General features: G+C 69.6%; 22 protein-coding genes. 13 read left to right on the forward strand and 9 right to left on the reverse strand.

The genetic code is table 11. The features are described 5' to 3' along the window. Nucleotides 1–250: 250 nt before the first annotated feature. Genes VFH59_RS06545 through VFH59_RS06560 form a run of 4 tightly spaced genes read left to right on the forward strand, consistent with a single transcriptional unit; the run spans nt 251 to nt 2696 of the window. Nucleotides 251–1015 carry a pseudouridine synthase gene (locus VFH59_RS06545; RefSeq protein ID WP_325164087.1) on the forward strand — a complete coding sequence of 255 codons (765 nt, stop codon included), beginning with the start codon at nt 251–253 and terminating at the stop codon, nt 1013–1015. Nucleotides 1016–1024: 9 nt separating this feature from the next. Next, nucleotides 1025–1447, forward strand: coding sequence for an alternative ribosome rescue aminoacyl-tRNA hydrolase ArfB (arfB, locus tag VFH59_RS06550; RefSeq protein ID WP_325164088.1), 423 nt, complete (start codon nt 1025–1027; stop codon nt 1445–1447). Continuing rightward, the gene (locus VFH59_RS06555) at nt 1444–2061 is read left to right on the forward strand and encodes a 1-acyl-sn-glycerol-3-phosphate acyltransferase (RefSeq protein WP_325164089.1); all 618 of its coding nucleotides are present in this window, start codon (nt 1444–1446) and stop codon (nt 2059–2061) included. Before arfB ends, VFH59_RS06555 begins: the two co-directional genes overlap by 4 nt. Next, nucleotides 2061–2696: a LysE family translocator gene (locus VFH59_RS06560; RefSeq protein WP_325164090.1), complete on the forward strand. Its 636-nt coding sequence runs from the start codon at nt 2061–2063 to the stop codon at nt 2694–2696. The genes VFH59_RS06555 and VFH59_RS06560 overlap by 1 nt, the downstream gene beginning before the upstream one ends. Nucleotides 2697–2700: 4 nt before the next feature. On the opposite strand, the gene VFH59_RS06565 is transcribed toward VFH59_RS06560, so the two are convergent. Continuing rightward, nucleotides 2701–3657 carry a LysR family transcriptional regulator gene (locus tag VFH59_RS06565; protein WP_325164154.1) on the reverse strand — a complete coding sequence of 319 codons (957 nt, stop codon included), beginning with the start codon at nt 3655–3657 and terminating at the stop codon, nt 2701–2703. 209 nt (nt 3658–3866) lie between these two features. Here VFH59_RS06565 and aceB point away from each other — a divergent pair, with 209 nt between their 5' ends. Both aceB and aceA read left to right on the forward strand, forming a co-directional pair. Next, nucleotides 3867–5486 carry a malate synthase A gene (gene aceB, locus VFH59_RS06570; protein WP_325164091.1) on the forward strand — a complete coding sequence of 540 codons (1620 nt, stop codon included), beginning with the start codon at nt 3867–3869 and terminating at the stop codon, nt 5484–5486. A 99-nt stretch (nt 5487–5585) separates the two neighbouring features. Further along, nucleotides 5586–6881 carry an isocitrate lyase gene (aceA, locus tag VFH59_RS06575; protein ID WP_325164092.1) on the forward strand — a complete coding sequence of 432 codons (1296 nt, stop codon included), beginning with the start codon at nt 5586–5588 and terminating at the stop codon, nt 6879–6881. Nucleotides 6882–7376: 495 nt separating this feature from the next. Here the strand turns inward: aceA and VFH59_RS06580 are convergent, their stop codons facing one another. Together VFH59_RS06580 and VFH59_RS06585 are read right to left on the reverse strand one after the other, a co-directional pair. Beyond that, the gene (locus tag VFH59_RS06580) at nt 7377–8879 is read right to left on the reverse strand and encodes a YifB family Mg chelatase-like AAA ATPase (RefSeq protein WP_325164155.1); all 1503 of its coding nucleotides are present in this window, start codon (nt 8877–8879) and stop codon (nt 7377–7379) included. A 261-nt stretch (nt 8880–9140) separates the two neighbouring features. After that, complete coding sequence (locus VFH59_RS06585; protein WP_325164093.1) at nt 9141–9395, reverse strand: accessory factor UbiK family protein; 255 nt, start codon at nt 9393–9395, stop codon at nt 9141–9143. A 173-nt stretch (nt 9396–9568) separates the two neighbouring features. On the opposite strand from VFH59_RS06585, the gene glnK reads away from it, so the two are divergent. Then, a complete protein-coding gene (gene glnK / locus VFH59_RS06590; RefSeq protein ID WP_325164094.1) occupies nt 9569–9907 on the forward strand; it encodes a P-II family nitrogen regulator in 339 nt (112 codons plus the stop codon). A gap of 34 nt (nt 9908–9941) precedes the next feature. Here glnK and VFH59_RS06595 read toward each other — a convergent pair whose 3' ends face one another. After that, entirely contained in the window at nt 9942–10463 is a 522-nt protein-coding gene (locus tag VFH59_RS06595) for a DUF1453 domain-containing protein (RefSeq protein WP_325164095.1), read from the reverse strand. 166 nt (nt 10464–10629) lie between these two features. After that, on the reverse strand, nt 10630–11373 hold the full coding sequence (gpmA, locus tag VFH59_RS06600; RefSeq protein WP_325164096.1) for a 2,3-diphosphoglycerate-dependent phosphoglycerate mutase: 744 nt from the start codon (nt 11371–11373) through the stop codon (nt 10630–10632). A 139-nt stretch (nt 11374–11512) separates the two neighbouring features. Here gpmA and VFH59_RS06605 point away from each other — a divergent pair, with 139 nt between their 5' ends. Beyond that, nucleotides 11513–12157 carry a hypothetical protein gene (locus VFH59_RS06605; protein WP_325164097.1) on the forward strand — a complete coding sequence of 215 codons (645 nt, stop codon included), beginning with the start codon at nt 11513–11515 and terminating at the stop codon, nt 12155–12157. Between the two features lie 60 nt (nt 12158–12217). On the opposite strand, the gene hemF is transcribed toward VFH59_RS06605, so the two are convergent. The 3 genes from hemF to VFH59_RS06620 form a co-directional block, all read right to left on the reverse strand. Next, the gene (gene hemF, locus VFH59_RS06610) at nt 12218–13120 is read right to left on the reverse strand and encodes an oxygen-dependent coproporphyrinogen oxidase (protein ID WP_325164098.1); all 903 of its coding nucleotides are present in this window, start codon (nt 13118–13120) and stop codon (nt 12218–12220) included. A gap of 86 nt (nt 13121–13206) precedes the next feature. After that, nucleotides 13207–13620 (reverse strand): hypothetical protein, encoded by a 414-nt coding sequence (locus VFH59_RS06615; protein ID WP_325164099.1) that lies wholly within the window; start codon nt 13618–13620, stop codon nt 13207–13209. Between the two features lie 84 nt (nt 13621–13704). After that, complete coding sequence (locus VFH59_RS06620; RefSeq protein WP_325164100.1) at nt 13705–14406, reverse strand: YdcF family protein; 702 nt, start codon at nt 14404–14406, stop codon at nt 13705–13707. Nucleotides 14407–14620: 214 nt separating this feature from the next. On the opposite strand from VFH59_RS06620, the gene VFH59_RS06625 reads away from it, so the two are divergent. The 4 genes from VFH59_RS06625 to VFH59_RS06640 are packed head-to-tail and all read left to right on the forward strand — an operon-like array spanning nt 14621 to nt 19088. Further along, nucleotides 14621–15826: a beta-ketoacyl-[acyl-carrier-protein] synthase family protein gene (locus VFH59_RS06625; protein WP_325164101.1), complete on the forward strand. Its 1206-nt coding sequence runs from the start codon at nt 14621–14623 to the stop codon at nt 15824–15826. Then, nucleotides 15823–16620 carry a beta-ketoacyl synthase chain length factor gene (locus VFH59_RS06630; protein WP_325164102.1) on the forward strand — a complete coding sequence of 266 codons (798 nt, stop codon included), beginning with the start codon at nt 15823–15825 and terminating at the stop codon, nt 16618–16620. The genes VFH59_RS06625 and VFH59_RS06630 overlap by 4 nt, the downstream gene beginning before the upstream one ends. Further along, nucleotides 16617–17414, forward strand: coding sequence for a glycosyltransferase family 2 protein (locus VFH59_RS06635; protein ID WP_325164103.1), 798 nt, complete (start codon nt 16617–16619; stop codon nt 17412–17414). The genes VFH59_RS06630 and VFH59_RS06635 overlap by 4 nt, the downstream gene beginning before the upstream one ends. A 57-nt stretch (nt 17415–17471) precedes the next feature. After that, nucleotides 17472–19088, forward strand: a complete 1617-nt coding sequence (locus tag VFH59_RS06640) for an NAD(P)/FAD-dependent oxidoreductase (protein ID WP_325164104.1) — start codon at nt 17472–17474, stop codon at nt 19086–19088. 126 nt (nt 19089–19214) lie between these two features. On the opposite strand, the gene VFH59_RS06645 is transcribed toward VFH59_RS06640, so the two are convergent. Beyond that, nucleotides 19215–21539: a S9 family peptidase gene (locus VFH59_RS06645; RefSeq protein WP_325164105.1), complete on the reverse strand. Its 2325-nt coding sequence runs from the start codon at nt 21537–21539 to the stop codon at nt 19215–19217. A gap of 133 nt (nt 21540–21672) precedes the next feature. On the opposite strand from VFH59_RS06645, the gene VFH59_RS06650 reads away from it, so the two are divergent. Continuing rightward, nucleotides 21673–22416, forward strand: a complete 744-nt coding sequence (locus VFH59_RS06650) for a glutathione S-transferase family protein (RefSeq protein ID WP_325164106.1) — start codon at nt 21673–21675, stop codon at nt 22414–22416. Nucleotides 22417–22433: the final 17 nt, after the last annotated feature.

A 22433-nucleotide genomic window follows, 5' to 3' on the forward strand; every position in this document is an offset into this window, starting at 1 on the left:
GGCGTCGCGCGCTGCTGGGCGGGCTGTTTGGCGCGGCGCTGCTCGGCTGCGCCACGCTGCTGTGGATCGCCGGCGGGCCGGACGGCTCGGACTGGGTCGCGCTGGGCTGCCTGGTGGCCGCCCTGCTCGCCTTCCTCGCCAGCGCCCGCCGCTGACCACCACCCACTTCGCAGCGCCCGCTTGTGGGCGTTGCTCCGATGCTCCGGAACCAGGGCCTCGCCCACCCCGTGGGCTCCTGCCAAAACTTTCCATGCTCGACATCCTCTACCAGGACGACGCCCTGCTCGCGGTCAACAAACCCGCAGGCCTGCCCGTGCACCGCTCGAAACTGATCGGCCCCGCCGACGCCTTTCTGGTCGACCTGCTGCGCGAGCAGGTCGGCGGCGAGCTGTTCCTCGCCCACCGGCTCGACCGCGCCACCAGCGGCGTGCTGCTGGTCGCGCGCTCGGCCGCCGTGGCCGCGGCGCTGGGCGAGCAGTTCATGGGCCGCGAGGTGCACAAGCAGTACCTGGCGGTGGTGCGCGGCTGGCCCGAGCCGACCGAGGGCCTGGTCGACTATCCGCTGCCCGGCTCGCGCGAGACCGGCCCGCGCCGCGAGGCGCGCACGCACCACCGGCGCCTGGCCACGGTCGAGGTGCCGATTGCGCTCGGCCGTTATCCGCAGCAACGCTACGCGCTGGTGCTCGCCGAACCGGAGACCGGCCGCTTCCGCCAGATCCGCAAGCACATGGCGCACATCCATCACCCGGTGATCGGCGATTGCCAGCACGGGCGCAGCGACCACAACCGCCTGTACAAGCAGCATTTCGGCTGCCATCGCATGCTTCTGCACGCGTGGCGGCTGCAGTTCGCGCACCCGGTGAACGGTGCGCCGATGGCCCTGGAGGCTCCGCTGGACGCGACGTTCCAGGCGGTACTGGAGCGCTTCGGCTGGAGCACCGCGACCGAGACCCCCCGGGCCGGACCACCGCACGATCGCGAGGCGGGCTTCAGCCGACCCTCGGCGATCCCCTAAACTGCGCCGATGCTGCACATCAGCCGCACCCTCGCCCTCCCCGATACCGAACTGACCGAGCGCTTCCTGCGCGCGGACGGCCCCGGCGGGCAGCACGTCAACCGCACCGAAAGTGCGGTCGAGCTGCGTTTCGACGTCGCCTCCTCGCCCTCGCTGCCCGAGCCGGTGCGCGCGCGCCTGCTGTCGCGGCGTGACCGGCGCATGACCGAGGAGGGCGTGCTGGTGATCCAGGCGCGTCGCTTCCGCGAGCAGGCGCGCAACCGCGACGACGCGCGTGAGCGGCTGGCCGAGATCGTGCGCGGTGCGCTGGTGGCGCCGAAGAAGCGCGTGCCCACCCGTCCCACGCGCGCCTCGCAGGAGCGCCGCCTGGCCGGCAAGCAGCAGCGCGGCAAGCTGAAGCAGAACCGTTCGCGCGACTGGAGCGGCGAATGAACGGACCCATCCTGCCGCCGGTGCCGCCGCAGGCACCGCGGTTCGAGAACCGCTTCTGGCCGTGGGTGATGCGCGGCCTGCTGCGCCTGTCCGGCTGGCGCCTGCTCGGCGAACTGCCGGACTGCCCGAAGCTGATCATCATCGGCGCCCCGCACTCGTCCTACTGGGACGGCGTGTGGGGCCTGATGATGAAGGTCGCGATGCGGCTGGACATCAAGATCATGATCAAGCGGGAGGTGCTGGACAGTCCGCTCGGACTGATGCTGCGACCGCTCGGCATGATCGGCATCAACCGCAAGGCCGCGCTCAACGTGGTCGGGCAGATGGTCCGTCGCTACGCCGACCATCCGCGCATGTGGCTGGGGATCACCCCGGAAGGGACACGCAAGCACGTGGTGCACTGGAAGAGCGGGTTCCTGCGTATCGCGCGCGAAGCCGAGGTGCCGATCCTGCCGGTATTCCTGGACTACCCGACCCGCACCTTCACCCTCGGCGCGCTGCAGTACGCCACCGACGATCCGGAGGCCGACATGGCGCGCATCCGGGCGCTGTTCCACGGCTACCGTGGCAAGCACCGCAATACCGAACAGGCGCAACCGGAACAGGATCTGTAATGGCCACACTCGGCATCGCGCACTTCGGCGCCTTCCTGCTCGCCTGCCTGGCGCTCAACCTCACGCCGGGGCTGGACACCTTCTACATCCTCGCCCGCAGCGGGCGCGAGGGGCGCGCCGTCGGCTTCGCCGCGGCGCTGGGCATCAACGCCGGCTGCCTGGTGCACACGGCAGCGGCGGTGTTGGGCGTGTCGGCGGTGCTGATGACTTCGGCACTGGCGTTCAGCCTGCTCAAGTACCTGGGCGCGGCCTATCTGGTGTGGATCGGCCTGCGCATGCTGCTCTCGCGCACGGCCGAGCGCGCCCCCGCGGCGACCCGTGGCCGGGGCATGGACGCGGCGTTCCGCCAGGGTCTGCTGACCAATGTGCTCAACCCCAAGGTGGCGCTGTTCTACCTGGCGTTCCTGCCGCAGTTCGTCGCGCCGCAAGGCGGCCAGCCACAACTGGCGTTGCTGGTGCTGGGCGTGAGTTTCATCGGCACGGGCCTGAGCTGGTCGCTGGTGCTGGCGCTGCTGGGCGGGCGCATCCACCGGTTGCTGCTCGCCCGGCCGCGACTGGGCGGCTGGATGGATCGCGCCTGCGGGGCGGTGCTGCTGGGTTTCGGCCTGCGGCTGGCATTGCAGCGGCAGGCCTGATCGCCTAGCGACCCGAATGGCCCGGCTCGTCGTGCTCGCGATGGGTCAGCAGGCCCGGCCTGACCATGTCGACGAAGGCGCGCGCCTCCGGGCTGAGAAACTTGCCCTTGCGCATGACCACCCCGTAGCTGCGCTGGGGAAAGTAGCGCTTCATGTTGCGCACGGCCAGGCGCGCGTGATCGGCCGCGGTGATGCAGATGCCGGTGACGATCGAAATGCCGAGCCCGGAGGCGACGTACTCCTTGATCACCTCCCAGCCGCCCACCTCGATCGCCACCTGGTAAGGCACCTGTCGCTGCTGGAACACCAGGTCGACCAGCCGGTAGGTGGACAGCCGCTGCGGCGGCAGGATCAGGCCGTAGGGCGATAGGTCCTCCAGCGCCACGTCCGGCTTGTGCGCCAGCGGGTGGTCCAGCGGCGTGATCAGCAGCGGATCGAAGTGCCGCAGCGGCGCCCAGGCAATGTCGTTGGGGACGTCCAGCATCGAGCCGACCGCGAAGTCGGCCTCGTCCGCGCGCAGCAGCGCCAGGCCGTCGCGGCCGGTGACATTGGCCAGCTGCAGGTGCACCGCCGGGAACGCCTCGCGGTAGCGGCGCACCAGGTCCGGCAGCAGGTACTGGATGGTCGAGGCGCCTGCGGCAATGGTCAGCCGTCCGGCCGTGAGGCCCTTGACCCGCGCCTGGAAGTCGCGGTCCAGGTTTTCCCAGCCCTCGATCAGCGGGCGCGCCAGCTCGTACAGCGCCTCGCCGGCGTCGGTCAGATTGATACGCCGGCGCCGCCGTTCCAGCAGCGGCACGCCGAGTTCACGCTCCAGAGCCTGCAATTGCAGGGTGACGGTCGGCTGGGAGAGGAACAGCGCCTCGGCCGCGCGGGTGAGCGTCCCCAGCTTGACGATGCTGACGAAGGCACGCAGCTGTTTGTGGCGGTTGCCCTTGTAGTAATAGCGCTCGGCGGCTTCCACCGCGCCCTGACCCTTGGCAACCGTCTTGCGGGCCCCTGCGCGACGTACCTGACTCGTTCGGTTCACGGTCGTTGAGCTCCCGGGCTGGCGGATTGGCGCACTTTTGCCGACTACTTTGGTTTTCTCAATAAGAAAGATTGAAACATTCGCTTTGTCAAAGGCGAGCATGCCGTCCTAGCGTGGATGCACCCCCTCACGGAGCTCCACCCATGGCCGTCCCGCAGGAACGACTCGATCCCGGCCCGCTCACCGTTCGCGGCGACGTCACCGCCCACGCCGACCTCCTCACCCACGATGCGCTGGCCTTCCTGGCCGACTTCCACCGTCGCTTCGATGCCCGTCGGCGTGAACTGCTGGCGGCCCGCGCCGAACGCCAGGCCGGCTGGGATGCCGGTGCCCTGCCGGACTTCCGCGCTGACACCCGTGCCATCCGCGAGGCCGCCTGGCAGGTGGCGCCGATCCCTGCCGCGCTGCGCGACCGCCGCGTGGAGATCACCGGCCCGGTCGAGCGCAAGATGATCATCAACGCGCTCAACTCGGGCGCGAAGGTGTTCATGGCGGATTTCGAGGACGCCACCACGCCGACCCTGGCCAACCAGCTGGACGGGCAGCAGAACCTGGTCGACGCGGTCGCCGGCACCATCGCCTGGCGCTCGGCCGACGGGCGCGACTACAAGCTCGGCGCCGACCCGGCGGTGCTGGTGGTACGCCCGCGCGGATGGCACCTGCCCGAACGCCACTTCGAGGTCGATGGCGAGCCGATGGCCGGCGCGCTGGTCGACTTCGGCCTGTTCGCCTACCACAACGCCCGCGCCCTGCAGGCCCGGGATCGGGGGCCGTACTTCTACCTGCCCAAGCTCGAGGCCATGGAAGAGGCCGCGCTGTGGGACGAGGTGATGGCGCACGCCGAAAGCCGGCTCGGCCTGCCGCACGGCTGCATGAAAGCAACGGTGCTGATCGAGACCCTGCCGGCAGCGTTCCAGATGGACGAGATCCTGCACGCGCTGCGCGAGCGCGCGGTCGGCCTGAACTGCGGGCGCTGGGACTACATCTTCTCTTATCTCAAGACACTGCGCGGGCACCACGACCGCCTGTTGCCCGAGCGCGGCCAGGTGCAGATGACGGTGCCCTTCCTGAAGGCCTATTCGGAGCTGCTGGTCAGGACCTGCCACCGCCGTGGCGCCTTCGCCATGGGCGGCATGGCGGCACAGATTCCGATCAAGGGCGACGAGGCAGCCAACGAGGCGGCACTGGAGAAGGTCCGTGCGGACAAGCTGCGTGAGGTCCATGCCGGCCACGACGGTACCTGGGTCGCGCACCCCGCGCTCGTCCCCGTGGCGCAGGAGATCTTCGACCGCTACATGCCAGAGGCCAACCAGCTGCACGTGCTGCGCGAGGACGTGAAGGTCAGCCGCGACCAGCTGCTGGCGCCGGCCTGCGGCACCATCACCCGCGCCGGGTTCGACAACAACGTCGAAGTGGCGCTGCGCTACACCGCGGCCTGGCTCGACGGCCTGGGCTGCGTGCCGATCCACCACCTGATGGAGGATGCGGCCACCGCCGAGATCGCCCGGGCGCAGCTGTGGCAGTGGCTGCACTACGCCGGCGACGTCGTCTCCGATTGCGTGCCGCTGGAATTTCCCGACGGCGCGCCGATCGACATGGCGCTATTCGACCGGGCGCTGGCGGCCCACACGCATCGCCTGCGCGAGAGCACGCATCCGGGCGCCCACCGCGCCGACGACGCCGCCCGGCTGCTGTCCGAGCTGACCCATGCCGACCAGCTCGGCGCCTTCCTCACCCTGCCCGCCTACGCCCGACTGGCCTGACCGCCGCCTTTGTCGGAACGCACTATGTGCGACCCGCGGAATCACGGTCGCGCATCGGTGCGCTCCTACGGGATCCCCGCTCACGGAGCCTAGCAACCCATGAAAACCACTCTCCCGACCGCCGAACAGATCACCCTGGACTGGACCAACAACCCGCGCTGGGCGGGCGTACGCCGCAATTACAGTGCCGAGGACGTCGCACGCCTGCGTGGCACGGTGCCGATCGAGCATTCGCTGGCCCGCCATGGTGCCGAGAAGCTCTGGCACCTGCTGCACAAGGAAGACTTCGTCAATGCGCTGGGTGCGCTGACCGGTAACCAGGCGATGCAGCAGGTCAATGCGGGCCTGAAGGCGATCTATCTCTCCGGCTGGCAGGTCGCGGCCGACGCCAACCTCGCCGGCGAGATGTATCCGGACCAGTCGCTCTACCCGGCCAACTCGGTGCCACAGGTGGTCAAGCGCATCAACAATGCGCTGCTGCGCGCCGACCAGCTGCACCACGCCGAAGGCAGCGACGAAATCGACTGGCTGGCGCCGATCGTGGCCGACGCGGAGGCCGGCTTCGGCGGTGTGCTCAACGCGTTCGAGCTGATGAAGGCGATGATCGAGGCCGGCGCCGCCGGCGTGCACTTCGAGGATCAGCTCGCCGCGGTGAAAAAGTGCGGCCACATGGGCGGCAAGGTGCTGGTGCCCACCCGCGAGGCGGTCGACAAGCTCACTGCCGCGCGCCTGGCCGCCGATGTCTGTGGCGTGCCGACCTTGCTGGTGGCACGCACCGACGCCGACGCGGCCGACCTGCTCACTTCCGACGTCGACGACAACGACAAGCCCTTCCTCACCGGCGAGCGCACCGTGGAGGGCTTCTTCCGCGTCAGGCCCGGCCTGGACCAGGCGATCAGCCGCGGCCTGGCCTACGCGCCCTATGCGGACCTGGTCTGGTGCGAGACCAGCAAACCGAACCTCGACGACGCGCGGCGCTTCGCCGAGGCGATCCGCGGCAAATACCCGGACAAGCTGCTGGCCTACAACTGCTCGCCCAGCTTCAACTGGCGCAAAAACCTGGACGACGCGACCATCGCCAGGTTCCAGCGCGAGCTCGGTGCCATGGGCTACAAGTTCCAGTTCATTACCCTGGCCGGCTTCCACAGCCTCAACTACGGCATGTTCGAACTCGCGCACGGCTATGCGCGCCGCCAGATGAGCGCCTTCGTGGACCTGCAGGAGCAGGAGTTCGCGGCCGCCGAGCGCGGCTTCACGGCCGTAAAGCACCAGCGCGAAGTCGGCACCGGCTACTTCGACCAGGTGACCCAGGCGATCCAGCAGGGGCAGTCCTCGACGGTCGCCCTGAAGGGCTCGACCGAGGAAGCGCAGTTTCAGCGCGCCTCCGCGGCCTGACCCCGGCGCCGTTGCCTCCGTCTCTCCTCCGGGGAGAGGGAGGCAAGGCTCGCCGGGAGCCGGGAAGAACACGTCGATCGCGCGGGTGCCGGAAACAGGCGCCAGGCACCGACCGCCGGCGGGTATCAACGCGATCGCCGGCCAGACCGCTTTCAGTTGCGGCAACCGCAGGCGTCGTCCGCCAGCACCACGCGAGAGCCGGCGTCGGCCAGAACCACGCGGCGGGTGCCGTGGCTGCGGTAGCCGGGCGACCCCGTTCCACGGACCCGCCCCCTCACCGACCGGTGGAGAGCCGGCTGCGCGGAACCGGATACGCCCGCTCCTCTAAGGATCGGGCAAACGGGGGGTGTATCGGGAGGAGAGGCCGGCCCCGGTATCGGGCGAGGGGGGGAGGGGTACCGATACCGGGGCGGCGGGCCGGATGCAATTAAGTACCGGCGAGTGCAGATATTAGACCTCGCCCGGGCGAAGTCAATACCCATCAGTTCAGTAATCTCAGAAGCGGCGGTATTGCAGTGCCTCGGCCAGGTGCGACCGGTCCAGCAGGGCCGACCCACCGTCGAGGTCGGCGATCGAGCGCGCCACGCGCAGGACGCGGTGGTAGGCCCGCGCCGACAGCCCCAGCCGCTCCAGCGACGCCTCGAACCAGCGCCGCTCGGCCGCGCCGAGTGCGCAGTCCCGTTCCAGCTCGCGGGTATTGATCTCGGCATTGGGCCGCCCGGCCCGGGCCAACGCCCGCTCGCGTGCCTGGACTACGCGGGCACGTACGGTGGCTGAGTCCTCGTCGTACACGCTTCGCGGTGCACCCAGTTCGGCAAGCGGCACGCGCGGCACTTCCACGCACAGGTCGATGCGGTCGAGCAGCGGCCCGGATATGCGGCCCCGGTAGCGCTGGATCTGGTCGGGCGTGCAGCGGCAGCGCTCGCGGGCGTCGCCGGCATAGCCGCACGGGCACGGGTTCATCGCCGCGACCAATTGGAACTGGGCCGGGAAGGTCGATTGCCGGGCGGCGCGCGACACCAGAATCTGTCCCGACTCCAGCGGCTCCCGCAACACCTCGAGTACGTGCCGGGTGAACTCGGGCAGTTCGTCCAGGAACAACACGCCGTTGTGCGCCAGCGAGATCTCGCCCGGGCGCGGATGCGAACCGCCACCGACCAGCGCCACCGCGGACGCGGTGTGGTGCGGTGCGCGGAACGGCCGCTGGCGCCAGCGCGCCGGATCCACACGTTGACCGGCGACGGACAGCACCGCGCATGTTTCCAGGGCCTCGCTCTCGCCCAGCGGTGGCAGGATGCCAGGCAGGCGCTCGGCCAGCATCGTCTTGCCGGTGCCGGGCGGGCCTATCAGCAAAAGGTGGTGGCCGCCCGCAGCAGCGATTTCCAGGGCCCGGCGCGCCTGCAACTGGCCGCGCACGTCGACCAGGTCCGACACACCCGGATCGATCGCCTGCCCGTCGTCGGCAGGGCCCGGCAAGGCCAGTTCCCGTGCGTCGCGCAGCCAGCCGCAGACGTCGGCCAGGGTATCGGCCACCAGCACGTCCGCCTCCGGCACCAGCGCAGCCTCGGCAGCATTGGCGCGCGGCACCACCACGCGCCGGCCGCGCGCGCGCGCGCGCAACAGTGCCGGCAGCACCCCGGAGACACCGCGCAGGTCGCCCGACAGCGCCAGTTCACCGAGGAACTCGCATTCGTCCAGTTTCTCGCGCGGTACCTGGCCACCCGCGGCAAGGATGCCGAGCGCAATCGCCAGGTCGAAACGGCCGCCATCCTTGGGCAGCTCGGCGGGTGCCAGATTCACCGTGACCTTGCGGTTGGGATATTCGAACGCGGCGTTTTGGATCGCCACGCGGACGCGATCGCGCGCCTCGCGCACTGCCGCTTCCGGCAGCCCGACGATATGCGTACCGGGCAGGCCACCAGAGAGATGCACCTCGACCATCACCTGGGGCGCGGCGACACCTTCCTGGGCGCGACTGAGGGTGACGGCCAGGCTCACGTCGCCACCGGCACGGGCCAGTACGTGCGTGAACACCACGGGCGGACAATTCCGGTTGGGGTGCCCGGCCGGCCGGCGATGCGGCGGGCAGACGGTCGCACGCTCGCATATGGCGCGTGCCGGCCGTACCGGCCGGAGGCAATGGGGTCGCCAGGATGCATGGTGGAACGCGACTCCATCGACGTCAGGCAAAAAATAACCGCCCCCGATCGCTCTCGGGGTGAGGGTGACGGATCGGGGGCGGCTCCCGGGAGCTGGCGATCAGAGTCCGCGGGCCGCGTCGGCCTCCAGTTCAGCGACGCGCTTTTCCAGCTCGTCAACCTTGGCGCGGGTACGTGCCAACAGTTGGCTCTGGACCTCGAACTCCTCGCGGGTGACCAGCTCGAGGCGACGCAATCCTTGCATCAGGACATCGTGGAAGTTGGTTCGCAAATCCTGCTGCGCCTGTGCCAACCCTGGCGGTACCAGCGACACGAGTCGCAGGGCAATTCGGTCGATTTCCTGCCGATCCATCATGGACGGCGCCTCGAGCGGGTCGGAAGAAAGTCTAGGCAACGTGAACGGGGGTGCACCATCGGCCGGCTCCGCCAGAGAATGTAGGAATTGTCCTACACGTTCGACCGGGGCGACAGGCCGTGGACCGGCAGGCACAATGACGCGAGTGCGGATAAAGCGAGCGAGGAGCAACCATGAAGCTGGTCGTGGCGGTCATCAAGCCGTTCAAGCTCGACGACGTGCGCGAGGCGCTGGCGGAAGTCGGCGTCCAGGGCATCACGGTGACCGAGGTCAAGGGTTTCGGCCGGCAGAAGGGCCACACCGAGCTCTATCGGGGGGCCGAGTACGTGGTCGACTTTCTGCCCAAGATCAAGCTGGAGGCCGCGGTGGCCGACGACCAGCTTGAGCGGGTGATCGAGGCGATCCAGCAATCCGCGCGCACCGGCAAGATTGGCGACGGCAAGATTTTCGTCAGTCCCCTGGAGCAGGTCGTCCGCATCCGCACCGGTGAACTGGACAACGACGCGTTGTAGTCGCCAGGGCACTCCGCGCCCGCCCGCTGCGGCCTCAGCCCTGGGCCCGCTGGAACCGCCGGTGATGCACCAGCAGGCCGGCGTAGTAGCTGAGGTAGTAGCCGATCATCAGGCCGATGACCAATAGCGTCAGTGGACTGCTTCCCGGTTGCTGCAAGCCCGGCGCCACCGGCGCGAAGGCACCCGCTTGCGGCATCAGCACCAGGAAGCGCCATGCCAGCCGGCCAACCAGCAGGGCCGTGACGGTCGCACCGATCCATGGGTTGGGCAGGTACAGGTCGCGGCCATCGGCACCGCGCTCGAAGCGGGTCAGGCGCAGCCCGAGCAGGCCCAGCGCAACCCCACCGAGCAGGCCGGCAAGCAGGCCTTCGAGGAGTCGCGGATCACGCAGGCCGGACAGCGAAAGCACGCCAGCCAGCACGGCGAGGATTGTCACCCGGGCAAGCATCGCGCCACGACGCACGGGCTGGCGGCCGAACTGGCGGCGCGCCCGGCGCCACACCATGAAGGCGAGTACCGGCGAGACCAGAGCCGGCGTGAGCAGATTTGGCGCCATGGTGCGCTCCCGCGGAAATGGTGGTGGAAGCCTAACCACCCGGCAAGCCCGGCGCGATGGGCGGTAGACAGCCGCCGGGGATGACAGGTGTCAGCCACAGGGCGCCGGCTGCCAGGTGTGCCCGGGCGTACCGGCCGGATTGCCCGGCCCCGGGTGCCTTCCGGGGCTACCTGGCCTTGCCCTGGTTCGCCACGGCGGCCATCTTGGCCGCGATCGCGTCGGCATCACCCAGGTAGTAGCTGCGCAACGGCTTCATGGCGTCGTCGAATTCGTAAACCAGCGGCACGCCGTTGGGTACGTTCATCTCGACGATGGCTTCGTCGGAGATATTGTCCAGGTACTTGATCAGCGCGCGCAGCGAGTTGCCGTGCGCGGCCACCAGCACGCGCTGCCCCGAAGCCACCGCGGGCGCCAGCACGTCGTGCCAGTACGGCAGCACGCGGGCGACGGTGTCCTTCAGGCACTCGGTGTCCGGGATCATCGAGGGATCGAGCAGCGCGTAGCGTGGGTCACGCAGCGACGGGTTCTCCTCGCGCGCCAGTGGCGGCGGCGGGATGTCGTAGCTCCGGCGCCAGATCTTGACCTGCTCTTCGCCGTACTTCGCTGCCGTCTCGGCCTTGTTGAGGCCGGTGAGGCCGCCGTAGTGGCGCTCGTTGAGGCGCCAGTCGGTGACGACCGGGAGCCACATCAGATCCATGGCGTCGAGCACGCCCCAGAGTGTCCGTACAGCGCGCTTGAGCACCGAGGTATGCGCCAGGTCGAAGCTGTAGCCGGCCTCCAGCAGCAGGCGGCCGGCTTCCTTCGCCTCGACCATGCCCTGCTCGGTGAGGTCGACGTCGGCCCAGCCGCTGAAGCGGTTGTCGAGGTTCCACTGGGATTGGCCGTGGCGGATCAGGACGAGCTTGTGCATGGCGGGAACCTGGCGCGGAAAACGCGAAATGGTGGGGCGGCCTCGCGACGGCGTCAAATCCGGCCCCTGCCGAAGGTCACGCTAAACCGCGCGGCTCGCCCTGGCATCTGAACGATCATTCCCACGAAGGAGCACCACCATGCGCCACTTGCTCATCGCCCTCGCCCTGACCCTGCCGCTGGCGGCGGTCGCCTCGGACCTCGATGTCGACAAGGTCAACGGCGACATCCGCATCGCCGCCGGCCAACGTGCCGGCGAACTCAGCACCGTCAACGGCGACATTTCCCTTGCCGACGGCGCCGGCGCGCGCAAGGCCGACACGGTCAATGGCGGGATCACCCTGGGCGAACGCACCACCGTCGGTTCGCTCAACACGGTCAATGGCGGCATCGAACTGCGCAGCAACGCCAAGGTCGACGGCGAAATCGAGGCGGTCAACGGGGCTATCGAGCTGGCCAGGGGCGCCGACGTGCGCGGCCATGTGTCCAACGTCAACGGGCACATCGCGCTGGATGCCGCGCACGTCGGCGGCGGGCTGGAGACGGTCGCTGGCGACATCGACGTCGGCGCCAACTCGCACGTCGAGGGCGGCATCCTGGTGGAGAAGCCCAACGGTGGCTGGTTCCACCACAGCCGCACGCCGCACATCGTGATCGGCCCGCATGCGGTTGTGCAGGGCACGCTGGACTTCCGCCGCGAGGTGGTGCTCCAGGTCAGCGACAGCGCGCAGATCGGCCCGGTGAAGGGCGCCACGCCGGTGAAGTTCAGCGGCGACCGGCCGTAAGTCCTGGCCGGGCAGGCCTGGGCGCGACTGGCCTAATCCGCGGTCGCGCCCGGTGCGCTCCTACACCCAATCGCGCGGCTTCAGGTAATCCTGCAACCGCGCCTCGGGCGAGCCGGGTTCGGGGGCATAGCCGTATTCAAAGCGCACCCGCGGCGGCAGACTCATCAGAATGGATTCGGTGCGCCCGCCCGATTGCAGGCCGAACAGCGTGCCGCGGTCCCATACGAGGTTGAACTCCACGTAGCGTCCACGCCGGTACAGCTGGAACTCGCGCTCGCGTTCACCGTAGGGCATGCCGCGGCGGCGATCGGCGATCGGCAGGTAGGCATCGAGGAAGCCTTGCGCCACATCGCGGGTAAAGGCGAAGCAACGCTCGAAACCGCCCTCGTTGAGGTCGTCGTAGAAGAGCCCGCCGACCCCCCGCGTTTCGTCGCGGTGCCTGAGGTAGAAGTAGTCGTCGCACCAGCGCTTGTAGCGTGGATAGAGGTCCTCGCCGTAGGGCGCGCACAGATCGCGCGCGACGGTGTGCCAGTGGCGCACGTCCTCGTCGAACGGGTAGAAAGGGGTCAGGTCGAAGCCGCCGCCGAACCACCACACCGGCTCCACGCCCGGCTTGCTGGCCTCGAAGTAGCGCACGTTGGCGTGCGTCGTCGGCACATAGGGATTGTTCGGGTGCAGCACGAGCGATACGCCGGTGGCGATGAAACTGCCGCCGGCCAGCTCCGGGCGGTGCGCAGTGGCGCTGGGCGGCAGGGTATGGCCGTGCACGCGGGAGAAGTTCACCCCCGCCTGCTCGAACAGCGCACCGTCGCGGAGTACGCGGGTGCGCCCGCCGCCGCCCGCCTCGCGGGTCCAGCGGTCCTCGACGAAGCGCGCGTCGCCATCGAGGCACTCGATCGCACGGCAGATGCGGTCCTGCAGTTCCAGCAGGAAGGTTTCGGCCTGGTCGGCTTGCTGGCTCATCGACATGTCGTTGCGGAGGAAACGGCCGCAGAGCTTAGCAAGCGGGCCCACGCCGGCACTGTGGCGCGTCGACGCGGGCCCCCGGCTCAGCCAGCCGTGGCGGAGATCAGCTCGAGGTTGCGGCCGATGTCGCCGGAGAGGTACTGCATCCAGCCCATGTAGTTGGAATGGATAAGGCGGGTGCCGTCGCGCTCGACCTCGTACTTCAGGTTCTTGCTGTCGACGTAGCGGATCTGGACATGCTTCGTGTCGAAGTCGACGCGGATCTTCGCGACCCACTCGTCGCGGCTGAGCTGGGCGCTGGTGCTGCCGGCCTGCTCGTCGGTGACGGTCCAGCCACGACCGAGCAGCGCGGCCTTGACCGCCTTGCCCACCTGCACATCGTTCATGCCCGCGGGCACGGCGATCGGCGGCGGATCGACCAGCGGCGACTGGCGGAATGCCATCGTCAGCAGCAGAAGCGGGAGCAGCAGGACCAGCAGGAAACGGTTACGGAACATCGGGACTTCCCCTGTCATCGAGTTTGCCGCAAAGCGCGACGCGGCGAGTCTGCCGTGCCCGCCCGAGTCGCACAAGGCGGCGTTTCAGCTGATCCGCGCGGCCATGCGACGGTGACCGATCAGGCCTGCCCAGCGCACGCCCAGGTCGATCCACATCAGGTAGGTCGCCTCCATCAGCAGCAGCGCGATATAGCGCGGCGTGCGGGGCAAGGCATCCTCGGCCGCCACGGGATGGCCGTCGAAGCCCAGCCGCTGCGCCAGCAGCAGGCAGCGCGCCAGGTGATAACGGCTGGTCAGCAGCGCGACCGGGGGCAGCACCTCGGCACGGTCGCCGCCCTGCAGCAGGCCGCGTGCATGCCGGAGGTTCTCCAGCGAGTCGACCGATTCCTGCTCCAGTTCCACCTGGGCATCGTCCGGCAGCCCTTGCCGTTGCAGCCAGGCACGGCCGGCTTCCGCCTCGCTGCGCGTGCCGCCACTGCGTCCGCCGAGCAGCAGTACGCGGCCGGCCATCCGTTGGCGCAGCAGCACCAGCGCGCGGGCCAGCCGGCCGCGATAGTCGCGCTCGGGTTCGTTGGCGACCAGCTGCCGCCCGAACACCAGCACGACCCACCGGCCCGGCAGCGTGGTCGGCGCCCGGCCCGCGATGCGCCATACGTGCACGACGTAACCGATCCAGACCAGGCCCGCGCTCAGCACCACGGCGAGCAGGGTCACCACGGCCGCATGCAGCACGTCCGCATCGCGCAGGTAACGCCAGGGATTGCGTTGGGGTGGAGGCGGCGGCACGGCGGGTTCGGCGAGGACGGAACGCCCAGTGTGCGCAGCCCGGTGCATCGCTGCAAACGCGGTGGCCTCCGCCCGCTGAAGCAAGCGGGCCGCTTCCGTCCGCCGGTGCCGCCCCACCGCGGGCACCGGCGCGGTCCAGGGAAGCGGCGGCCCTTGACTCCGCCATCACGACGCAAGGCTAGGCAAGCCCGTGGCCCGCCGCTAGGCTGATTCGATGTTGGAACCCATCATCCCCCTGGCGGTCAGCGCCTACACCGCCACTTCGGCCCTGGGCCACGGGCTGGAGGCGCACCGTCGTGCCCTCGAGCAGGCCCGTACCGGCCTGCGACCGAATGACTTCAGCCTCGACCCGCTGCAGTGCTGGGTCGGCCGCGTCGACGACATCGAGCAGGCTCCGCTGCCCACGCCGTTCGCCGCCTGGGAATGCCGCAACAACCGGCTGGCCTGGCTGGGCCTGAACCAGGACGGTTTCCTCGACGCCGTGCGCGCTGCGCGGGCGCGCTACGGCGCGACCCGGGTGGCGCTGCTGATGGGCACGTCGACCGCCAGCATCGGCGCCACCGAGGAGGCCTACCGGCGGCTGGACCCCGACGGGGGTTTTCCGGACGACATGCTGCGCCTGGCGATCCACGCGCCGCATTCGCTGGCCGGCTTCCTCGCCGAGGCGCTTGCGCTGGAAGGCCCGTGCCTGACCGTTTCCACCGCCTGTTCCTCCAGCGCCAAGGTTTTCGCCAGCGCCGAGCGGCTGATCCGCCTGGGCGTGGTCGACGCCGCGGTGGTCGGCGGGGTGGACACGCTGTGCGAAAGCACGCTGTTCGGCTTCAACGCCCTGGAACTGGTGTCGCGCGAACCCTGCCGGCCGTTCGACCGCGCCCGCAGCGGTATCTCGATCGGCGAGGCCGCCGGCTTCGCACTGCTGGAACGCGTCGAGGCCGCGCCGGGCGCCCCACGCCTGCTCGGTTATGGCGAAGCCAGCGACGCCCACCACATGTCCACGCCGCACCCGGAAGGCCTCGGCGCGGAGCTGGCGCTGCGTGACGCCCTGGCCCGGGCGGGCCTGGAACCGTCGCAGGTCGACTACATCAACCTGCACGGCACTGCCAGTCTGAAAAACGACGAGGTCGAGGCGGCGCTGATCGGCCGGCTTTTTCCTCCGACCACGCGCGCCAGCAGCACCAAGGGGTTCACCGGCCACACGCTCGGTGCCGCCGGCATCGTCGAGGGGGTGGTTGCCCTGCTCGCGATCGAGCACGGCCTGGTGCCCGGCAACCTGGGTGGCGGTGACCCCGACCCCGCGTGCGGCCCGCATTTCGCCTGGCGCAACGAATCACGCCCGGTCGGGGTGGCGCTCAGCAATTCGTTCGGCTTCGGCGGCAACAACGCCTGCCTGGCCTTTGCCCGGGCGGAGCGCATCGCATGAGCGCGCTGGCCGTCTACGTCGAGGGCATCGGGCTGTGGTCGCCGCAACTGCCCGACTTCGCCGCACTGCGCGCCACCCTGGCGGGCGAAGCCGTGGCGCCGCCGCCGGCCCGCCCACCGGCCGCCCTGCTGCCGGCCGGCGAGCGCCGACGCGCGCCGGAGAGCGTGCTGCTGGCCGTCGAAGTGGCCGGCCAGGCGGTGACGATGAGCGGGCGTGATGCTGCCACGCTGCCCTGCGTGTTCGCCTCCTCCCATGGCGACCAGCCGATCATGGACTACATGTGCGCGACGCTGGCCAGCGCCCCTTCGGAGCTCTCGCCCACGCGCTTCCACAACTCCGTGCACAATGCGCCGGCGGGCTACTGGACGATCGCCACCGGTTGCCACGCCCCCTCGAACGCCGTGTGCGCCCAGCGCGCCAGCGTCGGGGCCGGCCTGCTCGAGGCGGCAAGCCTGGCGCTTGCCGACGGCCAACCGGTGCTGCTGGTCTGCAGCGACACCGCCGGCAGTGGCCCGCTGACCGAAGTGACTGCCAGCACCGCGCCCTTCGGCTGCGCCCTGGTGCTCAGCCCGCAGCCTGGCGCTTCCACGCTGGGCCGACTTGTTCTGCACCTTTGCCCCGGTAGCATCGTCGATGCACCGGTCGTGCCGGGGGTGCCGGCCGATTGGATCGCCAGCAGTCCGGCGGCCGTGGCGCTGCCGCTGCTGGCGCTGCTCGCGCAGGGCGAGGGCCGCTGCCGGCTGATGGCCGCCGGCTCGCTCGGCATGGATGTCCACCTGGAGGAACGTGCGTGAAACCCAACCCGCCCCGCTGGTGCGTGCTGATCCCCTGCCTCAACGAAGAGGCGGCGATCGAGCAGGTGGTGCAATCGGCGCTAGCGTTGAACGTGCCGGTGATCGTGGTGGACGACGGCTCGGACGACCGCACCCCGGAGATCGTCGGCGCGCTGCCGGTCACGCTGTTGCGCCATCCGCAGCGGCGCGGCAAGGGCGAGGCGCTGCGGCACGGTTTCCGCGAAGCGCTGCGCCAGGGTTTCGACGCGGTGGTGACGATGGACGGGGATGGCCAGCACCTGGCCAGCGACGTGCCGCGCATCGTTGCCGCGGCGCAACGTTATCCCGACCACATCGTGATCGGCGCGCGCCTGCTCGAGCGCGAGCAGCAGCCGAAGGGGCGCCGCCGCGCCAACGCCGTGGCCGACTGGGGAATTTCCTGGGGCTGCGGTCTGCCGGTCGCCGACACGCAGAGCGGCCAGCGCTGGTATCCGCGCGCGGCGCTGGAGCTGGTCGACCTGCCGGCGGAGAACTTCGTGTTCGAGGCGGCGATCCTCATCGCCGCCTGCCGCGAGAAAGGCCTGGGCGTGGTCTCGGTGCCGATCGCCTCGCGCTACCACGGCAGCTTCCGGCTCAGTCATTTCAGCCCGGTCCGCGACGTGGTGCGCATCACCGCCTATACCTTCGGCCGTGTCGTGCACTACGGACGCATCGTGGACAGTTACCGCCGCTCGCACGACACGCCGCCGGTCGTGATCGACGACGAGGGCCTGCTCGCGATCGAAACGGGCGAACCGGCACGCGCCAGTCGCTGACGCGGACCGGCCGCCGGGGGGCGGCCTGCCGGGCACATCAACCGCAGGGGGGGCCGCATGTCCGAAGCCAACGTCGTGCACGACGCCGTCATCCTGGGCGGCGGCCTGGCCGGGCTGTGCCTGGCACTGCAGCTGCGCGGCGAGTTTCCGGACCTGGATGTCGTGGTGCTCGAGCGCCAGCGGCATCCGCTGCCCCCGGCGGCGCACAAGGTGGGCGAGTCGACGGTCGACATCGGCGCGCACTACTTCCGCGAAACGCTCGGGCTGCGCGAGTACCTGCACCGCGAGCAGATCTTCAAGTTCGGCCTGCGCTACTTCTTTTCCGACGGCTGCACGGACATCGGCCAGGCGACCGAACTAGGCCCGAGCGAGGCGTTTCCCGCGCCCAGCTACCAGCTCGACCGCGGTCTGTTCGAGACCTTCCTGGGCGAGGAGGCCCGGCGCCGCGGCGTGGACCTGCGTACCGGCGTGACGGTGCGCCAGTTCGATGTCGGCCGGGACGGCGCACCGCACGCGGTGCGCTACACGGATGGCGAGGGCCGGCGGCACCAGCTGCAGGCGCGCTGGCTGCTGGATGCCTCCGGCCGCGCGGCGTTGCTGCGCCGGCGCTTCGGCCTCACCCGCGACGACGGCCACCACGCCAATGCGGCCTGGTTCCGGCTGGACGCCCGCCTCGGCATCGACGACTGGTGCGAGGACGCCGCGTGGCGCAGCCGCTGCCGGCCACCCGAGCGCTGGCGCTCGACCAACCACCTGTGCGGGCCGGGCTACTGGGTGTGGCTGATCCCGCTGGCTTCGGGCGCGCACTCGGTGGGCATCGTGGCCGACGCGGCGATGCACCCGCTGGAGAGCTATCGCGACTTCGACCGGGCGCTGGCATGGCTGGCCCGCCACCAGCCGCAGGTCGCCCGCGAGGTGGCGCGCCATCGCGACGCACTGCTCGACTTCCGCTTCCTGCGCGGCTACTCGCACGGCTGCAAGCAGATGTTCAGCGCCGATCGCTGGGCGCTCACGGGCGAGGCCGGTGCCTTCCTCGACCCGTTCTATTCCCCCGGCAGTGACTTCATCGCGCTGGCCAACACCTTCATCTGCGAGCTGGTCCGGGCCGACCGGGCCGGCCTGCCGCTGGGCCCGCGCGTGCGGCAGAGCGAGCGGCTCTACCAGTCCTTCTATGCCAGCATGCTGGCGATCTTCCGCGAGCAGTACCCGCTGTTCGGCAACGCCGCGGTGATGGCCTGCAAGATCGTCTGGGACCAGGCGTTCTACTGGGGCGTGCTGTGCCAGCTGGTGTTCCAGCGCCGGCTGGCCGATACCGCACTGTTCGCCGAACTGGGACCAGCGCTGGCGGAGGCGCAGCAGCTCAACGAACGCGTGCAGGCGCTGTTCCGCGACTGGCACGCCACGGCGCCCGCCGGAAGGCCCGCGGTGATGCTCGACCAGCGCCGGCTGGACTGGTTCCGTGAACTCAACGAAGGCATGCACGCGCCGCTGGACGATGCAGGCGTGCGAACACGATTGAAGACCAACCTCGCATTATTGCGCGACGTCGCCGCCGCGATCGCCGCCCTGGCGGCGCGCGATGGCGCCTCCATCGACGGCCTCCCCCGCTGCCCGGGCGCCGCACCGGCGCTGTTCGACCTGGCGCCGGCCGCGATCCCGGCATCGGCGGCCTAGGCCCGCCAACGGGCCAGGCCCACCCTTGCGCGACCGGGATGAACGCTGTCGCGCAAGGGTGCGCTCCTGCAGGGACGGCCCCGGCCGCGACCGCAACACCGCCGGCCGCAGCCGGAACCGGGACCTTCAGTCCTTCGGCACCGTGATCCGGAACTCCTTCGGCGGCGTGTCTCCCGCCAGGTGGGTCACGAAGTAGTCCCAGCGCCGGCGCATCGCGTAGGCACCCTTCTCCTGGCCGTAGCCATGGTGCACGTTCGGAACCATCAACAGGTCGAAGTCCTTGTTCGCCTTGATCAGCGCATCGGCGACCAGCAGCGTGTTGGACGGCGGCACGTTGTCGTCGATCGTGCCGTGCACCAGCATCAGCCTGCCCTTGAGGTTGGCCGCGTGGTTCTGGTTGGCCTGGTCGTCGTAGTTGGTGGTGCCGTCCTTGCGGGTGACCAGCGGACCCTGGTACTTCTCGGCCCAATCGTCCTCGTAGTTGCGGTTGTCGTGGTTGCCGCTCTCGGACCAGCCGACCTTGAAGAAATCGGGATAGCGGAACATCGCGTCGGCCGTGGCGTTGCCGCCGCCCGAATGGCCCCAGATGCCGACGCGGCCGAGATCGATCCAGGGGTAACGTTTGGCCAGTTCCTTGATGGCGATGACCTGGTCGGGCAGCGTGTTGTCGCCCATGTTGCCGTAGTACGCGTCGTGGAACGCCTTGGAGCGCCACGGCGTGCCCATGCCGTCGATCGCCACCACGATGAAGCCCAGCTCGGCCAGTGCCTGGTTGTCGCCCCGCGCGGCGAGGAAGCTGCGCCCGCGCACCGAACCGGTCTGCGGACCGGGATAGATGTAATCGACGATCGGATATTTCTTGTGCGGGTCGAAGTGGCTCGGCTTGAACAGCATTCCGTACAGGTCGGTCTTGCCGTCGCGCGCCTTCACCGTGACCGGTATCGGCGGCACCCAGCCGGCCGCACGCAGGCGGCTGATGTCGGCCCGGGCGACGGTGGCGAGCGTGTGCCCGTCACCGCTGTCACGCAGTACGGTCACCGGCGGCGCGGTCGGCGTCGAGTATGTGTCGACGAACGCGTGGCCGTCCGGCGAAAGCGTGATCTCGTGGTTGGCCGCCTCCGGCGTCAGCAGCACCGGCTTCCCGCCATCCAGGCCCACCTTGAAGAACTGCTGGTAGTAGGGGTTCACGCCCGGCACGCGGCCGACGGCACGAAACCACACGGTACGCGTCTTCGGGTCGACCTTGAGGACTTCGGTGACATTGCCGTTGCCGGCGGTGATCGCATGCTTGAGCTTGCCGGTGTCGAGGTCGTACAGGTACAGGTTGCCCCAGTTGTTGCGCTCGGAGAACCAGATCGCCTCGTGGCTTGCGGGCAGGTAGAACCAGTTGACCTGGCCATTGCCGCTCTCGTAGTAGGTCGGCACCTGCTCCTCGAACACCGTGCGCACCGCGCCGGTGTCCGCATCGGCGATGCGGAACCATTCGTGCTTGTGGTAACGCGAGGTGGAGACGAAGGCCAGTGTCCTGCCGTCGCCCGCCCACTTGACGTCGTCCCAGCCGCCCGCGGGGCCGCAGCTGACGTCGTCACACAAAGTCGAGCGGTGCTGGTCCGGCGGCATCCTGAGGCGCACGACCTCTTTCGACGGCACGTCGATGACGACGCGCTCGATCATGGTCACGTCCTTGTCGCCGGCCAGCGGGCCCTTCCAGTGCAGCAGCTCGTCGTGGCCGACCTGCGTCTTGAGCAGGTACATGTCACCGGTCTTGCGCTGGTCCTGCTGGAAGGTGGCGATCTTCTTCGAGTCGGGCGACCACACCAGGATGGCGTTGTCGGTGTGCTTCCAGCCCGCGTTGTCGGTGGCGTAGCCGAAGTTCTCCACGCCGTCGGTGGTCAGCTGCGTTTCCTTGCCGGTGGCCACATCGCGCAGCCACAGGTTCCAGTCGCGGATGAAGGCCTCGCTCTTCTTGTCCGGCGAGAGCACGCCCGGCTCCTTGCCGACCTTCTTCACCACGCATTCGCCCTGTGCCGGCTTGAGGTCGCAGAGGTAGTGCGTGCCTTTCACCTGGACGTCCAGACGGCCATCGGCCGCGACCACGTATTCGCGGATGCCGAGCTTGTCGGCCTTGAACGGCCTGGCCAGGGCCTTGCCCAGCGCGGCGGCGAGGCGGGGCTGGTCGAACGCGTCGGACGCCTTGCCGGTGGCCGCGTCCATCACGCGATAGTGGTCGCCCCTGGCATCGTGATCGACATACCAGAAGTGGCCATCGTCCAGCCAGGTCACGCGCTGGATCGCGTGGTCGACCAGCGGCGCCGAGTTGGGACCCAGGTAGCGCTCCGCGCGTGCATAGTCGTCCCTGGTCAGCGTGTGGCCCTGCGCCAGTGCGCCGGTGGCCACCAGGGCCAGTGCCAGCGCGCCGGCCAGGCGCGGGCTGCCGATCATCGATCCCATCGTGTTCCCCTTTGAGTACTGCGAGCCGGTCGATCCTACCGTGCCTAAAGTCATGGCACCCATGCCATTAGTGGGGGCGTTGACGGCATGGGCGGGCACCGGCACGCTCGCGCCTTCCCGTCCGGAGCGCGCCATGGCCCTTACCGTGATCGGCAACTACGTCTCGCCCTACGTGCGCAAGGTACTGGTGTGCATGGAGCTGAAGGGGCTGGACTACACGGTCGACCCGATCGCGCCGTTCGTCGGCAACGACGCCTTCGAGCGCATCAGTCCCCTGCGCCGTATCCCCGTGCTGCTGGAAGGCGAACGGGTCTTCAACGATTCCTCGGTGATCTGCCAGTACCTGGAGGACACCCATCCGCAGCCGGCGCTGTACCCGACCGATCCGGTCGATCGTGCGCGGGCGCGCTGGCTGGAGGAATACGCCGACACCGCGCTGGCCGACGCGCTGATCTGGCGATTCTTCTACCAGAAGGCGATCCGCCGCCACGTGTTCGGCGAGACCCCCGACGAGGGCGTGGTGCAGGAGGCCCTGGCGATGCACATTCCGCGTGCACTGGATTATCTGGAAGGCGAGCTCCCGACCCGCGGCTTCCTGTTCCAGGCGTTGTCGATCGCCGACATCGCCATCGCCTGCATGTTCCGCACGGCCAGCTTTGCCCGCTTCCACATCGATGCCGAGCGCTGGCCTCGCAGCGCCGCGTACGTGGCGCGCGTGCTCGCGCTCGAACCCTTTTGCAGGCTCGCCGCCCTGGAGGACGCGATGCTGCGCCTGCCGCTGGCCGAACAGCGGGCCGCACTCGCCGCCGCCGGCGCACCGTTGACCGCGCAAAGTCTCGGTACCGCCACACCCCGGCACGGCCTGCCGCGCGGTTGATCCCGGGCCGGTACGCC

Origin of the sequence: Frateuria sp. (assembly GCF_035695185.1) — a bacterium.
Classification (GTDB): domain Bacteria; phylum Pseudomonadota; class Gammaproteobacteria; order Xanthomonadales; family Rhodanobacteraceae; genus Frateuria_A.